At 62.8% G+C, this 13,415-nt stretch carries 11 protein-coding genes and 1 pseudogene; 7 read left to right on the top strand and 5 right to left on the bottom strand.

The features are described from left to right. Positions 1 to 44 precede the first annotated feature (44 nt). Positions 45 to 1,226 (bottom strand): MFS transporter, encoded by a 1,182-nt coding sequence (locus ACSKB8_RS10750; RefSeq protein WP_438103989.1) that lies wholly within the window; start codon positions 1,224 to 1,226, stop codon positions 45 to 47. A gap of 188 nt (positions 1,227 to 1,414) precedes the next feature. On the opposite strand from ACSKB8_RS10750, the pseudogene ACSKB8_RS10745 reads away from it, so the two are divergent. From ACSKB8_RS10745 to ACSKB8_RS10735, 3 genes and pseudogenes are all read left to right on the top strand, one after another. Beyond that, positions 1,415 to 2,277, top strand: a pseudogene (locus ACSKB8_RS10745) (LysR family transcriptional regulator). A 269-nt stretch (positions 2,278 to 2,546) separates the two neighbouring features. Next, positions 2,547 to 3,005, top strand: coding sequence for a VOC family protein (locus ACSKB8_RS10740; RefSeq protein WP_438103987.1), 459 nt, complete (start codon positions 2,547 to 2,549; stop codon positions 3,003 to 3,005). A gap of 150 nt (positions 3,006 to 3,155) precedes the next feature. After that, positions 3,156 to 3,596: a CBS domain-containing protein gene (locus ACSKB8_RS10735; protein ID WP_091893903.1), complete on the top strand. Its 441-nt coding sequence runs from the start codon at positions 3,156 to 3,158 to the stop codon at positions 3,594 to 3,596. A 366-nt stretch (positions 3,597 to 3,962) separates the two neighbouring features. On the opposite strand, the gene ACSKB8_RS10730 is transcribed toward ACSKB8_RS10735, so the two are convergent. From ACSKB8_RS10730 to ACSKB8_RS10720, 3 genes are all read right to left on the bottom strand, one after another. Then, complete coding sequence (locus tag ACSKB8_RS10730; RefSeq protein WP_438103985.1) at positions 3,963 to 5,792, bottom strand: transketolase; 1,830 nt, start codon at positions 5,790 to 5,792, stop codon at positions 3,963 to 3,965. Between the two features lie 7 nt (positions 5,793 to 5,799). After that, complete coding sequence (gene tal, locus ACSKB8_RS10725) at positions 5,800 to 6,909, bottom strand: transaldolase (protein WP_438103983.1); 1,110 nt, start codon at positions 6,907 to 6,909, stop codon at positions 5,800 to 5,802. A 63-nt stretch (positions 6,910 to 6,972) separates the two neighbouring features. Beyond that, on the bottom strand, positions 6,973 to 7,758 hold the full coding sequence (locus ACSKB8_RS10720; RefSeq protein ID WP_438103981.1) for a hypothetical protein: 786 nt from the start codon (positions 7,756 to 7,758) through the stop codon (positions 6,973 to 6,975). A 214-nt stretch (positions 7,759 to 7,972) separates the two neighbouring features. Between ACSKB8_RS10720 and ACSKB8_RS10715 the strand changes: the two genes are divergently transcribed. The 4 genes from ACSKB8_RS10715 (at position 7,973) to ACSKB8_RS10700 (ending at position 12,287) form a co-directional block, all read left to right on the top strand. Next, positions 7,973 to 9,163 carry an NADH-quinone oxidoreductase subunit D gene (locus tag ACSKB8_RS10715; protein ID WP_091893905.1) on the top strand — a complete coding sequence of 397 codons (1,191 nt, stop codon included), beginning with the start codon at positions 7,973 to 7,975 and terminating at the stop codon, positions 9,161 to 9,163. 20 nt (positions 9,164 to 9,183) lie between these two features. Beyond that, complete coding sequence (locus ACSKB8_RS10710) at positions 9,184 to 9,510, top strand: antibiotic biosynthesis monooxygenase family protein (RefSeq protein WP_438103979.1); 327 nt, start codon at positions 9,184 to 9,186, stop codon at positions 9,508 to 9,510. Between the two features lie 91 nt (positions 9,511 to 9,601). Then, positions 9,602 to 11,110, top strand: a complete 1,509-nt coding sequence (locus ACSKB8_RS10705) for an outer membrane protein assembly factor BamB family protein (protein ID WP_438103977.1) — start codon at positions 9,602 to 9,604, stop codon at positions 11,108 to 11,110. A 184-nt stretch (positions 11,111 to 11,294) separates the two neighbouring features. Beyond that, positions 11,295 to 12,287 (top strand): ribose-phosphate diphosphokinase, encoded by a 993-nt coding sequence (locus tag ACSKB8_RS10700; RefSeq protein ID WP_438103975.1) that lies wholly within the window; start codon positions 11,295 to 11,297, stop codon positions 12,285 to 12,287. Here the strand turns inward: ACSKB8_RS10700 and ACSKB8_RS10695 are convergent. Further along, positions 12,199 to 13,329, bottom strand: coding sequence for a hypothetical protein (locus tag ACSKB8_RS10695; RefSeq protein WP_438103974.1), 1,131 nt, complete (start codon positions 13,327 to 13,329; stop codon positions 12,199 to 12,201). The genes ACSKB8_RS10700 and ACSKB8_RS10695 overlap by 89 nt on opposite strands. Between the last annotated feature and the right edge of the window lie 86 nt (positions 13,330 to 13,415).

Below are 13,415 nucleotides of genomic sequence, written 5' to 3'. Positions count from 1 at the left end.
GCGATGGCGCGGCGCGGCGAATCGTCCACGAACGCGCCGCTGCGCTATTCCGCCGGACAAGCCGCAACGGCGGCTTGCGCGCGGTCCAGCCGGAGGCTCCACAGCGCCAGCACGAGACCGACGGCGGTGATGCCGGCTGCGACCAGAGGGAGCGCCGAAAGGCCGAGCCCGCGATCGATGGTGACACCGCCGGCCCAGGCACCGAGGGCGTTGCCAAGATTGAACGCGGCGATGTTGAGGCTGGAGGCGAGCGTGCGGCCATTGGGGCCAGCCGCTTCCAGCACGCGAAGCTGGAGCGGGGCGACGGTCGCAAAGGCGGCGATGCCCAGCAGCAGGATCAGCACGACCGCCGGGATCTTGACCGACAGTACGGCGGCAAGACCAAGAAGCACCATGGCGAACGCGGCGAGCGTTCCGGTCAGCGCGCCGGCGAGGCCACGGTCGGCGAGCTTGCCGCCGGCGACGTTGCCGATCGCGAGCCCGACGCCGAATACCAGCAGGATCGGCGAGACCGCGGTCTCCGAAAAGCCGGTGAAGCGCGTCAGGATCGGCTGGATATAGGTGAAGACGACGAACAGGCCGGCAAAGCCGAACACGGTCATGGCAAGGCCGAGCAGCACCTGCGGGCGGCCGAGCACCGATATTTCCTCGGCAAGCGAGACCGGCTTGTCGCCGTTCCCGACATGGCCGGGCACGAGCGCGGCGACCACAGCAAAGGCGATCACGCCGATGACCGTCACGGCCCAGAATGCCGCGCGCCAGCCGAGCATCAGGCCGAACCAGGCGCCGAAGGGCACACCCAGCAGTGTCGCGACCGTGAGGCCGATGAACATGGTGGCAATCGCCGAGGCCCGCTTGTCCTCGGCGACGAGGCTCGTCGCCACCACCGACCCCACGCCGAAGAAGGTACCGTGGGCGAGCGATGTCAGCACGCGCGCGGCCATCAGCAGCTCGTAGTTCGGCGCCAGTGCGCAAGCGGCATTGCCCAGTGTGAAGATCGCCATCAGCGCCAGCAGCACGGACTTCCGCGGCATGCGCCGTGTGGCGAGCGTCAGCACCGGCGCGCCGACGAACACGCCGAGCGCATAGCCGGAGATCAGCAGGCCCGCGACCGGCACCGAGACATGCATCTCGGCGGCGACCTGGAGCAACAGGCCCATGATGATGAATTCGGTGGTGCCGATGCCGAAGGCACCAGCGGTGAGCGCAAGGACGGCGGGAGGCATGCGTGGCTCCGATGGATGAGACGAGCCACGCAGATAGCCGCACCGCAGCAAAACCATTAGAATGTCCGCAATCCAATCATTTGTGACGTGAATTCAACATGGCCCGCTTCGACACCAACCGCTCCGCTGAGATGGAGGTTTTCGTCCGCGTCGTCGACTTAGGCGGCTTCACCCAGGCCGCGCAAAAACTGCGCCTGACGCCGTCGGGCGTGAGCAAGTTGATCTCGCGGCTCGAGGCACGGCTCGGCTCGCGCCTGGTCAACCGCACCACGCGCAAGCTGACCCTGACCGAAGAAGGCCAGGCGTTCTACCAGCGGGCCGTGCGGATCCTCGCAGAGATGGAGGAAGCCGAACGCGAGGCGGCCTCCGGTGCGGCCCCGCGCGGTCGCCTCACGGTAAACAGCAACATTCCGTTCGGCATGCTGCATGTGATGCCGCTGATCCCGCGCTTCCTGGAAGCGCATCCCGACGTCACGCTCGATCTCGTGCTCACGGACACGCTGATCGACCTGATGCAGGAACGCGCCGACGTCGCGATCCGTGTCGGTCCATTGCGTGCGTCGCGTCTCGTCGCACGGAAACTCGGCACCAGCCGCATGGTCGTGGTCGGCGCGCCGGACTATCTCGCACGCTGCGGCACGCCGAAGACGCCGGCCGATCTCGCCGATCACCGCGGCATCGGCTGGACCTTTCCGCGCAGTACCGCGGCTGGCCATTCAAGCGCGGCGACCACACCGAGGAAGCGGTGCCGCCGCCCGTCGCGCGCGCCAGCGACGGCGAAGCCGCGCGCCGCCTTGCGCTCGGCGGCGTCGGGCTCGCGCGCCTCGCCCTCTTCCACATCGGCCCCGACATCGAATCGGGCCGCCTCGCGCCGGTGCTGCAAAGCTACAATCCCGGCGACCGCGAAGACATCCACGCCGTCTATGTCGGCCACACCGCGCCGCTTCCGGCGCGCGTCCGCGCGTTCATCGATTTCCTCGCCGAGCACGTGCGGGTGAACGATCCCGTGCTGAAAAGGGCGGGGGACGGGAGATGGAGATTGGTGGGATGAGGCCCGATGGCTAACAGAATGTCAGTCAGCCGGGCGCCGCCATCGCAAGGAATCCATCTCTTCCCTGACTAAAATGCAGCCGTGTCAGCGCTGTTCCCAAGGCAACGTAATGAGGAGCAACGCGCTGTGGCATGGATTCGGCCGAACGTTGTGATCACTCGAGATCCGCATCGGACCTTGTGGAGTTCGTGGCTGGGCCCTCGTACCCGATTGCGGCCTGGGCTGAGTCTACCCACCTGATCGATAGGTAGGCAAAAGAGGAGAATCCAATGACTGAGTTCGCAAGGCCGCGCGCCATTGGCTTCAACCACATAGCTTTGGAAGTCGGAGAGATCGAAGAAGCACTGGCATTCTACGGCCGTCTGTTCAGCTTCGAGCTACGTGGCAAGACCGACACCATGGCCTTCATCGATCTGGGCGACCAGTTCATAGCGCTGCAGAAAGGCCGCCGGCAAGCAGCGGACGACGGCCGCCATTTCGGGCTCGTGGTCGACGACAAGGAAGCGGCGCGCAAGGCACTGGATGCCGCCGGTGTCGCCGTGATCGATGGACCCTTCCTCGATTTTCGCGATCCGTGGGGCAACCGCGTTGAGATCGTGGGTTATGACAACGTCCAGTTCACCAAGGCTCCGAACGTGCTGCGCGGGATGTGCCTGACACACCTCGGCAAGAACGAGCATGCGAAGAAGGAACTCGCCGAGAAGGGCATGGCGGTGGGGCCAGGCTGAAACAGGCCGTGACGCTCTCGTCTCTGCACGGATCAGAACCAGTATCGTTTTTGGAACGCGCGATCGTCGCCTCCGTTGTGTTGACATATCAATCGAAGAAGCCCCCGCATCATCGAAATCTGTCGGGGCAGACTGGCATAGGAGTTGATCATGAAGAAGATCAGCGATGTGATGACGCGCGACGCGAAAGTCGTAAATCCTAACGACACGATACAGAATGCAGCAAAGCTGATGAAAGAGTGCGATTGTGGCGTATTGCCCGTGGGTGAAGGTGACCGCCTCGTGGGCATGATCACAGACCGCGACATTGCGGTGCGCTGCATCGCGGACGGCAAAGGGCCGAACAGCAAGGTCCGTGACGCGATGACCCAAGAGGTGAAATACTGCTTCGAAGACGAGGACATATCTCACGTCTGTACGAACATGAGTGAGATCCAGGTACGACGATTGCCCGTGGTAGACCGGAACAAGCGCCTGGTCGGGATCGTGTCGCTTAGCGATTTGGTGCGCCAGTCGGCAGGGACTGCCAAGGCGCTGCATGGAATCGCGCGGCCGAGCCAGCAGCACAACCAGAGTTCCGCCACCGCCTGAGCCTCTCACCGATGGTAGGCACCTGATTTTAGAGTATCCGCGCATCGCCGGAAACGGCGGCCAGATAGGCCGTTGAAGTAACGGACGCTTGGCCGTCGCCCACTCCCTCTTTTCGCTCCAGCACCGACCTGGAGCGGGGCGTGATTCAAGGGGCAGGTTCAGCACGGTGCTCCGGGAACTTCTTATTTGGATGCCGGGGAACTGAGCTGCATTAACACAGGCCGCGGACGAAAATTTCCGGGAACGACTGCGCCGTGTGGCAGTTATCCAGTCAGAGCAAGTAACTTTTGAAAGGTGGAATCCTTTAAAAAGTGAAAGCTCGAGCCCCGTCATTCCAATCATTGGATGGCGGGGTCTATTTTTGTTTCAGGCAGCCAACTGCAGGACCTTCTCTTCAATCGACCGGCGCGAGATGCCGTACCTGTCGAGCAATTCGTCTTTCGTGCCGGAGCGCGGCAGTCGCGCAACCCCCAGCCGATGCACCGGCGCCGTCGAGCCGACCGCGGTCGACACGGCATCGCCCAGCCCGCCATCGATCGCGTGGTCCTCGACGACAATCAGCCCCCCGGTATCGCGAGCGGCTGCCGATAGCGTGACGACATCGATAGGCTTCACCGAGTAGGCATCAATCACACGGATCGAAATCCCACGTGCATCGAGCATGTCGGAAGCGGCCAACGCCTCATGCACCGTAATACCAGCCGCAACGACAGTGAGCCGATCTTGCAGCGACGAGCGCAGCACCTTGCTGCCGCCGATCGGAAACTCCTCCGCATTGGAGTAGATCACCGGCGTCTTGGGCCGTGTCGTCCGGATGTAGACGATGCCATTGGTACGCGCCGCCATCGCGGTCAGCTGCTCGGCGCTCACCGCATCTGCCGGATACAAGACCGTACTTTCGATCAGGGCGCGGAACATGGCGAGATCCTCAAGGCCCATCTGTGACGGGCCGTCCTCGCCGATCGACACGCCGCAATGGCTGCCGCACAGGACGAGATGGGCGGGCCGCGAATACTGCGCCATGCGGATGAAATCATAAGCACGCGTGAGGAAGCAGGCGAACGTCGCTGCACATGGGATCTTGCCCGCCGCCGCGAGTCCGAGGGCGACGCCGACCATGTTCTGCTCGGCGATGAAACTCTCGAAGAACCGTTCCGGGTATCGGGCCGCGAACGGCTCTGTTCCGGTGGAGTTCTTCACGTCGCCGTCAAGCGCTACCAGCGCGGGCTCCTCGCCAGCGAGCTTCTCCAGCGCGTGCCCGAACGCCTCGCGGGTGGCGACCTTATCGCCCAGCCGATAGGCGGGAGGGGCGTGTGTCGCGGCCACGCGCTGCGGGCGCGCCATCTGGCCGACGCGACGTGGCTCGACGACGGGCGGCGCCTGCGTCTCATCGCCCAGTTCGTCGAGTGCCTGCGCCATCTGCTTGCGGTCGAGCGGTTTGCCGTGCCATCCGTCCGCTCCTTCCAGGAACGAGACCCCTTTGCCCTTGATGGTACGCGCGAGGATGGCGGTCGGGCCACCGTCATGCGCGGTCCGAAATGCCGCAAGGATCGCTGTCATATCGTGACCATCGATCTCGATGGTGCGCCAGCCGAAGCTCGCGAACCGACGCGCGAACACCGCGGTATCGTGGTGATAGGGCGCCGCCTCGCTCTGGCCGAGACCATTGATGTCAACGATCGCAGTCACGTTCGCAAGACCATTGAGCGAAGCAAACTGCGCGGCCTCCCACACGGAGCCTTCCGAGCATTCGCCGTCGCCAAGCAGGCAGAACACGCGGGCATCGATGCGGTCCAGGCGGTTCGCCGCTGCGAGCCCATTGGCCGCCGCAAGCCCCTGTCCGAGCGATCCGGTCGCGACCCTGACCCATGGATTGAGCGGAGTCGGATGGCCTTCCAGCGTGCTATCGATCCGCCGCAGTGACAGCGGATCCTCGCTGATGGCGCCGGCTTCGTGCAAGGCCGCCCACAGGATTGGCGCCGCATGGCCCTTCGACAGAACGAACGTATCGACATTGCGCGCGGCCGCATCGAGCGGATCCCAGCGCATCTCGCGGAAGAACAGCGCTGCCACGATATCGGCGCACGACATGCAAGAGGTGGGATGACCCGAGCCCGCTTCCGTCGTCATGCGGATCACCAGTCGCCGCAGCCGGCGGGCCTCTGCGCGCAGATCGTCCGCATCACGGAAGGCCACAGCGCGCTCACCCTTGGTGGCGAACAGCTTGAGCAGCGAGTTCGAACGGATCGATGAACTTCTGGACCGCGTCGTTCTCGAGCTGGGCCGTGACCAGATCGAACGACACCCCAAGCCGGCCCAGATCTTCCATGACGCGCCGCGCGCGCTGCACATCGTGCGTGACCGTGGCCTGCACAGTGCCGTGCTCGCGGAACCCCGCGATGGTCTTGCGCGTCATCGTGTTGATGGTCATTGGACCGATCAACGGCTCGACATACATGAGATCCGGATAGTCCGGGTTCTTGGTGCTGGTGCTCGCCCATAGCATCCGCTGTACCCGCGCGCCTTTCTCGGCGAGCGCCATCCAGCGGTTACTCGCCCGGATATGGCTAAATGCCTGATAGGCGAGCTTGGCGTTCGCGATCGCGACCTTGCCCAGAAGGCTGCGTGGATCAGGATCGGGAGGCAGGCGGTCGGGCACGATGCGCTGCCGCAGCAGTCGATCGACGAGCACATCGATGCGACTGAGGAAAAAACTTGCGACCGAAGCGATGCGTTCGATCGGCTGGCCTGCGTCCAGCCGCCGTTCAAGCGCTCGCAGGTAGGCCTCGGCCACCGCCTCGTAGCGCGCGATCGAGAACAGCAGCGTGATGTTGACGTTGATGCCTTCGAACAGCAGCTGTTCGACGGCCGGAACCCCTGCCGGAGTGCCGGGAATCTTGATGAACAGGTTGGGCCGGTCGACCAGTGTCCACAGCCTCCGCGCCTCCTCGATCGAGGCCTCTGTATCGTGCGCGAGGTGGGGCGATACTTCGAGGCTTACGAAGCCGTCGACGCCCGCGGTCTCCTCATACACCGGGCGCAGGATATCACAGGCGTTGCGTACGTCGCTGGTAATGAGTTCTTCGTAGATGCCGGCTGGGGATCGGCCCGCCGCGGCTGCGCGAACGATGTCATCGTCGTAATCCGCGCCTTCCGCGACCGCCTTCTCGAAGATGGCCGGATTCGACGTGATACCACGCAAGCCTTCCTCGCCAACCCGCCGTGCCAGATCGCCGCTATTGATCATTCGCCGGGTGAGATCATCCATCCAGCAGCTCTGGCCTTGCGCCAAGAGTTCGATCGTCCGGTTCATATGCGGTCTCCTTGGTTCAAGTGCCTGGAAAGCCGACCATGCACTGCCTTTCACGCACTGCCTTTATTGCCATTCGCCCTTGATCAGCGGACCGATGGGATGCTCGCGCGGCGACATCTTGAGCTGGCGGAAAATGTCGGCATTGCGGGCCGTCTCGTGTTCGGTCTCGATATCGACCCCATAGGCGCGCTCGGGATCGACGCGCGCGCCGATCAGGATGAATTCGGCGCCTTCATAGTCGAGCAGATGCGGGTCTTCCGATGCGAAGCGCCGGCCGCGGAATTGCCGCTCGACCGGTTTGGGGTAATGCGCCTCTTCCCGCTCTGACAGTCCCGCGCCGGGCGGAGACCCGGCCTCGGGGTTCTTGATAGACAGAATGTACGCCGCCTGGCGCTCGATATTCAGCTCCTCCTGGACTTCGCCGGGCCGCCGTGGCAGTTCGAGTTCATAGCTCAAATGGAGATTGCGACCGCGCTTGATTAGCGCATAGACGCCTTCGCCGGCGGGCCGGACCGGCGGCAGCGTGCGTTCACCGCGCGTCCTGGTCGCATAATGATGCTCACGGAATTCGTTCTCGACGGCGGGACCGGACTTGATCGCTTCGATGAACCCCCAGATGCGTTCATGATCACGCGCCTCGGGCAGCCGCTTGCGCCCGAGCACCGCCACACGAAGCCGGGCCTGTCGTTCCGGCTTCATCACCATGTAGAAGCGCTGGATGTCGCCGAGGTCTTCGACCTTATCTTCCTCGATCCGGGGTCGGTAGGCAAAATAGATGTCGCCTTTTTCGACGATCTCCTCCGAAACCTCCGCCTCCGGGTCGCCGCGCCTCCGTCGCACAGAAACCATGTCGCAGCCTATCGTGCTCAACCCTTCTGCCCTGCACCCTGCTCAACGGAATGCAAACGCACGTGTTCCTAGGTTCGGGCCGGGACGCGATGCGGCCGTGTAGTTCCTCGCAACGGGGCCCGAGGAGGCTGCGGAAGCTTTAGGAACGACCAAGGCTTGGGCCGCGTTGCTGCTACGCCGGGCGCGGACCCGCTGCCGCAGCCGTGAGTTCGCCATGGAGGAAGAAGGCCTCCGCAATTTCACCATCAATTTTGGGCCGCAGCATCCTGCGGCCCACGGCGTGCTGCGCCTGGTGCTGGAGCTTGATGGCGAGGTGGTTCGTCGCGTCGATCCTCACATCGGCCTGCTCCATCGCGGAACCGAAAAACTGATCGAAAACAAGACCTATCAGCAATCGATCGGGTATTTCGACCGGCTCGACTATGTCGCGCCGATGAACCAGGAGCATGCGTTCTGCCTCGCAGCGGAGCGGCTACTTGGCCTGGAAGTGCCGCGCCGCGGCCAACTGATTCGCGTGCTGTTCTGTGAAATCGGACGGCTGCTCTCGCATCTGCTCAACATCACGACCCAGGCGATGGACGTCGGGGCGCTCACCCCACCGCTGTGGGGGTTCGAAGAGCGTGAGAAGCTGATGGTATTCTACGAACGCGCATCCGGTGCGCGCATGCACGCCAATTACTTCCGTGTCGGTGGCGTGCATCAGGACCTGCCACCGAAGCTGATCGATGACATCGAAGCCTTTTGCGATCCGTTCCTGCGCGTGGTGGACGATCTGGATCGGTTGCTGACGGGACTTCGCATCTTCAAGCAGCGCAACGTCGACATCGGCAGGGTGACGTTGAAGCAAGCCTGGGAGTGGGGATTCTCGGGCGTCATGGTGCGTGGCTCCGGCGCCGCCTGGGACCTTCGCAAGGCGCAGCCCTATGAATGCTATCCGGAGATGGATTTCGACATTCCGATTGGCAAGAACGGTGACTGCTATGACCGCTATCTGGTCCGCATGGAAGAAATGCGCCAGTCGGTGCGCATCATGAGACAGTGCATCGCCAAACTCCGGGCTCCTGACGGGCAAGGTCCGGTCGCAGTGCAGGACAACAAGATCTTTCCTCCGCGCCGCGGCGAGATGAAGCGCTCGATGGAAGCCCTGATCCATCATTTCAAGCTTTACACAGAAGGCTTTCACGTGCCTGCCGGGGAGATCTATGCGGCAGTGGAAGCCCCCAAGGGCGAGTTCGGCGTGTATCTGGTTTCCGATGGGACCAACCAACCCTACAGGTGCAAGATCCGCGCTCCATCGTTCGCGCATCTGCAGGCGATGGACCTACTCTGCCGCGGCCACTTGCTCGCCGACGTCTCGGCGATCATCGGGTCGCTGGACATCGTGTTTGGGGAGATCGATCGATAATACCGTGAAAGGAGATCGCCATGCCACAGATCCAGATCGGCCAGCAGCCGGTCACGCAAATTACCATCATCGAAGCCGAACCGGAGAAGCAGGCCGAAGCCCTATCGCTCATGAGGGAGCGAGCTCGCTTCATGCAGCGTCAGCCGGGGTTCATTTCCGTCAGCCTGCATCGCAGCCTCGATGGGCGTCGTATCGTGAATTACATTCAATGGGAAAGCCGTGATCTCCTACAGGCCGCGCACCAATCACCTGAATTTCGCAAAGCCTGGAGTCAATTCGGAAGTCTCACCGACGACATCGATCCTCATTTGTACGAGGTCGTCGACGTCCTCGCGAAGAGCGAGTGAAACCGACGCTCGATGAGCGCGAGAGCGAAACGCCTCAGCTCATCTGCCCCACGATGATGGAACCGGAGCAGCGCGGGGCTGTTAGGCGGACATGAACATCCGACGCGCTTTTTCGAGGACAGCCCGTCCTGCCTGGAGGGTGGGACTATTTGCACTTGCGCTATCGCCGCTATCCGCCCTTGCTCAAGACGGCTCCGTTCTGACCTATCATGGCGACAACAGCCGAAGCGGCCAGTACGTCGTTCCCGCGCTATCCTGGGATAAAGCCAGATCGGTTCAGCTGGATCGCACGTTCAACGCCCGTGTCGCGGGCTCGATGTACGCTCAGCCGCTGTACTGGCGTCCTCCTGGCGCGAACGCCGGGATGCTATTCGTGGCCACCGAGGACGACGTCGTCCAGGCCCTCGACGCGACGACCGGTAAGGAATTGTGGAGGCGCGTGGTCGGGCGTCCAGTGCGCCGTTCGTCGCTGCCGTGCGGAAATATCGATCCGCTTGGTATTACCGGGACGCCGGTGATCGACCCTGCAACCCAAGCCATCTATTTCGATGCTGCCGTGGAGCGAGGAAACGGCCCGCGCCACGAGGTGTTCGCGCTTTCGACAAAGGATGGCAGCGTTCTCCCCGGCTGGCCGATCGATGTGGCCGACCTTCTGCAAAAGGCAGGACGACATTTCGACCCGAGCGTCCACAACCAGCGCGCGGCGCTCACGCTTCTCGACGACACTGTCTATGTCGCCTTCAGTGGCCATTTTGGTGATTGCGGGAACTATCACGGCTGGGTGGTCGGACTTTCCCTGCGCGAGCCCGGCAAGCATGTCAGCTTCGCAACGCGTGGGCGAGGGGGCGGGATCTGGGCGCCGGGCGGTCTGAGCGTCTCCGAGCATGACATCTACTTTGCGACTGGGAATACGCTCGGCGCGCCGACCTGGAGCGACGGTGAAGCCGTGTTTCACTTTGGACCCGACCTGCGCCGCAGAGACGACAAGAGGGACTATTTTGCGCCATCGGATTGGAAAACACTCGATGCCGCCGATGCGGACCTCGGGGGCAGCAATCCGCTTACTTTCAACATAACCGGAGCGGGCGGGGATCGCGCTCTGATCCTGGCGCTGGGGAAGGATGGCAAGGCTTATCTTCTCGATCGAAATAGTCTCGGCGGCGTCGGCGGCCAGCTGGCGGTCGAAACAGTATCCCAGTCGTCGATCGTCACCTCGCCGGCCGCCTATCGCGTCGGCGATGATGTCTTTGTTGCCTTCCAGGCCTCCGGAGCGCATTGCCCGCAACCCGGCCGAGGTCACGATTTGACGGTCTTGAAGATCGCAGCAGGCTCCCCGCCGGCGATAGCCACTGCTTGGTGCGGTGCGCTCCGCGGCCGCGGCTCCCCCGTTGCGACCACCACGGACGGCCATTCCAACCCGATTGTTTGGATTGTTGGCGCCGAAGGCGACAATCGGCTGCACGCATTCCGCGGCGATACCGGCGAACCGATTTTTGTAAGCGAGGCCTTGAGCGGCCTCCGACGCTTCCAGACGCTGATCGCGACGCAGGACCGCCTCTATGTGGGCGCCGACGGGCGCATTTACGCCTTTCATTTTTGAAAGGCACGCATATGCAGCTTCGCGAGACCGAATGGCACCTCTCCCATACCGGGAACTCGGCATTGGCCTCATTTGTTCAATGGTGAGATCCCCTTGAAGCTGGGGTCTCGCGCTTGCAGCCCCGCCGACGCGGAAGTGATCCCATCCCGCTCGGGGGCCGGTCATCTCGCGAACGGAGCTATAGATGGCGGAATTGGCCTGTCATTCCGAGATGCGGCTGTTCGCGCTGAACGCGACGGCCGATCTTGGCAAAGCCACGGCTCAGGCGTTGGGTTGGTCGCTTGCTGCACACGAGGAGCGTGAGTTCGAGGATGGCGAGCACAAGGCGCGCCCCCTCGATTCGGTACGTGGCACAGACGCATACGTGATACAAACCCTGCATAACGGGCCAAACCAAAGCGTAAACGACAAGCTCTGCCGATTGCTCTTCTTCATCGGCGCTCTCAAAGACTGCGGCGCCGCTCGCGTCACCGCGGTCGTGCCGTATCTTTGCTATGCGCGAAAGGATCGCCGCACCAAGCTCAACGACCCGGTAACGACGCGCTACATTGGCAGTCTCTTCGAGGCTGTTGGTACTGACGCCGTCGTCGCCCTCGAGGTGCACAATCCGGTTGCGTTCGAAAATGCCTTCCGCTGCCGGACCGTCGCACTGACGTCGACAACGCTATTCGTTAAGTTTGCCGCGCACTTATTGGATGAAAGCTTCAGCGTGGTGTCTCCGGATCCCGGTGGCGTGAAGCGCGCACAACTCTTGCGAGAAGCGTTGGAAGCCACGCTGCATCGTCCGATCGGCAAGGGGTACGTCGACAAGCACCGCAGCGCCGGCGTGGTTTCGGGCGACCTCTTCGTCGGCGATGCAGCCGATGCGACGGTGCTCATCATTGACGACCTGATCAGTACCGGAACCACGCTGCTGCGTGCCGCGCAGGCGGCACGGCGCGCAGGCGCCCGTCGCGTATTGGCTTTCGTGACACATGGGCTATTCATGCCTGGGTCCGCCGAGGTCGTTGCGAATCCTGCCATTGAGCAGTTTGTCGTGACCGATGCGGTGCCCGTTCGAATTGACGATGCCGCTGCGCGCGCCAAGGTCAAAGTCCTCCCTGTCGCCCCACTGCTCGCCGAGACGATACGCCGGCTGCACGAGAACCGCGATCTCGCCGACCTCCTGGTCTTCTGAGCAATCCAACCAGCTTGATTGCGTCCGATGCCGCCAGGCGAAGATATTGGCGCGCGACCCGCGGCCACTTCTCGGGACTGCGCGGCTCGGGCTCGAGGAGATGGGCGATCGCAAGACGGGCGCGCAATGTTGCACGATGACACCGATAAAACGTCATTAGCTCGTCGCCCGGACTGTCCTTGAGTTCTTGCCGTATCCGTCGTGTAATGTACTCGCCGATCCATCCTGCCCCAAGGCGCTCGCATTCAAGGTCAAGGAAAGCGATCTCGTCAAATGGATCGACCGCACGCAGGCGCGGATTGAATTCGATGCAGTCAATGATGCGAACTGGATCGCCAAGCCAGATGTGCTCGGGCCGCAGGTCGCCGTGACCATCGATGATCTTTCGGCGACGGATGCGATCGGCGAGTAGGTCTGATCGGCGATCGAGGAAACGGCGTTGCATCTGGTCGATCCACTGTATCAGCCCCGCCGGCATCGCGAGCCGCCTGTCAAGCAGCACGCGCCGATTATAGTCGAGGCTTCGGTACCATTCGGCTAGTCGGACGGCCGACGAAATGAAGGTAGGCTGTGCGCGGCGATAGAACTGGGCAAGGACAGCGGCCAGCCGATCAAGCTCCCAAGTTTTGACATCCCCCTCAACAATGCTGTTATCCAGCATATTCCGCTCGTCGAGGCGACGCATCATGACGAGCCAATCCACCGCCTCCCCTGAGCCGCCGATGGCAAGCCCCTTGGGAGACCAGACCAGCGGCAGGACGTCGAGATATACGTCCTGGGCGAGGCGGCGATTGAGGCGCAGCTCAGCCCGGCACGCGGCCTCACGTTTGGCCACGCTCGAAAAGTCAAGATATGGAAAGCGGACCGGCTTCTTCAGCTTGTAGGCTTTATCCCCGACGAGAAAGACCCATGACATATGGGTCTCGCGAGTGGTGATGGTGGCTGCGCCTTCCGGATACACATTTCGCCGGCTCAGAAAATGTACTTTGTCACGCAGCCGCAGCTCGCGGATTTCGCTCTCGCTCTGCTCTCGCGCTTCCATTGCTGGCGCCCATCAACGCTGCAGGAACGGCGCAGCCCCCGCTTTGCCGAGTTGCATTGATCGCCTGCACCTTAGAGGCCTTCATC

It is taken from the genome of Bradyrhizobium sp. BR 1432 (assembly GCF_051547705.1).
GTDB classification, from domain to species: Bacteria; Pseudomonadota; Alphaproteobacteria; order Rhizobiales; family Xanthobacteraceae; genus Bradyrhizobium; species Bradyrhizobium zhanjiangense.
This window is presented reverse-complemented; position numbering and strand designations above follow the sequence as displayed.

Bases quoted from the DNA above. Each gene is read 5' to 3' on its own strand.
- ACSKB8_RS10720 (WP_438103981.1), bottom strand. From the start codon at position 7,758: ATGGTTTCTGTGCGACGGAGGCGCGGCGACCCGGAGGCGGAGGTTTCG.
- ACSKB8_RS10735 (WP_091893903.1), top strand. From the start codon at position 3,156: ATGAAGAAGATCAGCGATGTGATGACGCGCGACGCGAAAGTCGTAAAT.
- ACSKB8_RS10700 (WP_438103975.1), top strand. From the start codon at position 11,295: ATGGCGGAATTGGCCTGTCATTCCGAGATGCGGCTGTTCGCGCTGAAC.
- ACSKB8_RS10705 (WP_438103977.1), top strand. From the start codon at position 9,602: ATGAACATCCGACGCGCTTTTTCGAGGACAGCCCGTCCTGCCTGGAGG.
- ACSKB8_RS10750 (WP_438103989.1), bottom strand. From the start codon at position 1,226: ATGCCTCCCGCCGTCCTTGCGCTCACCGCTGGTGCCTTCGGCATCGGC.
- ACSKB8_RS10695 (WP_438103974.1), bottom strand. From the start codon at position 13,329: ATGGAAGCGCGAGAGCAGAGCGAGAGCGAAATCCGCGAGCTGCGGCTG.
- ACSKB8_RS10710 (WP_438103979.1), top strand. From the start codon at position 9,184: ATGCCACAGATCCAGATCGGCCAGCAGCCGGTCACGCAAATTACCATC.
- tal (WP_438103983.1), bottom strand. From the start codon at position 6,909: ATGAACCGGACGATCGAACTCTTGGCGCAAGGCCAGAGCTGCTGGATG.
- ACSKB8_RS10715 (WP_091893905.1), top strand. From the start codon at position 7,973: ATGGAGGAAGAAGGCCTCCGCAATTTCACCATCAATTTTGGGCCGCAG.
- ACSKB8_RS10740 (WP_438103987.1), top strand. From the start codon at position 2,547: ATGACTGAGTTCGCAAGGCCGCGCGCCATTGGCTTCAACCACATAGCT.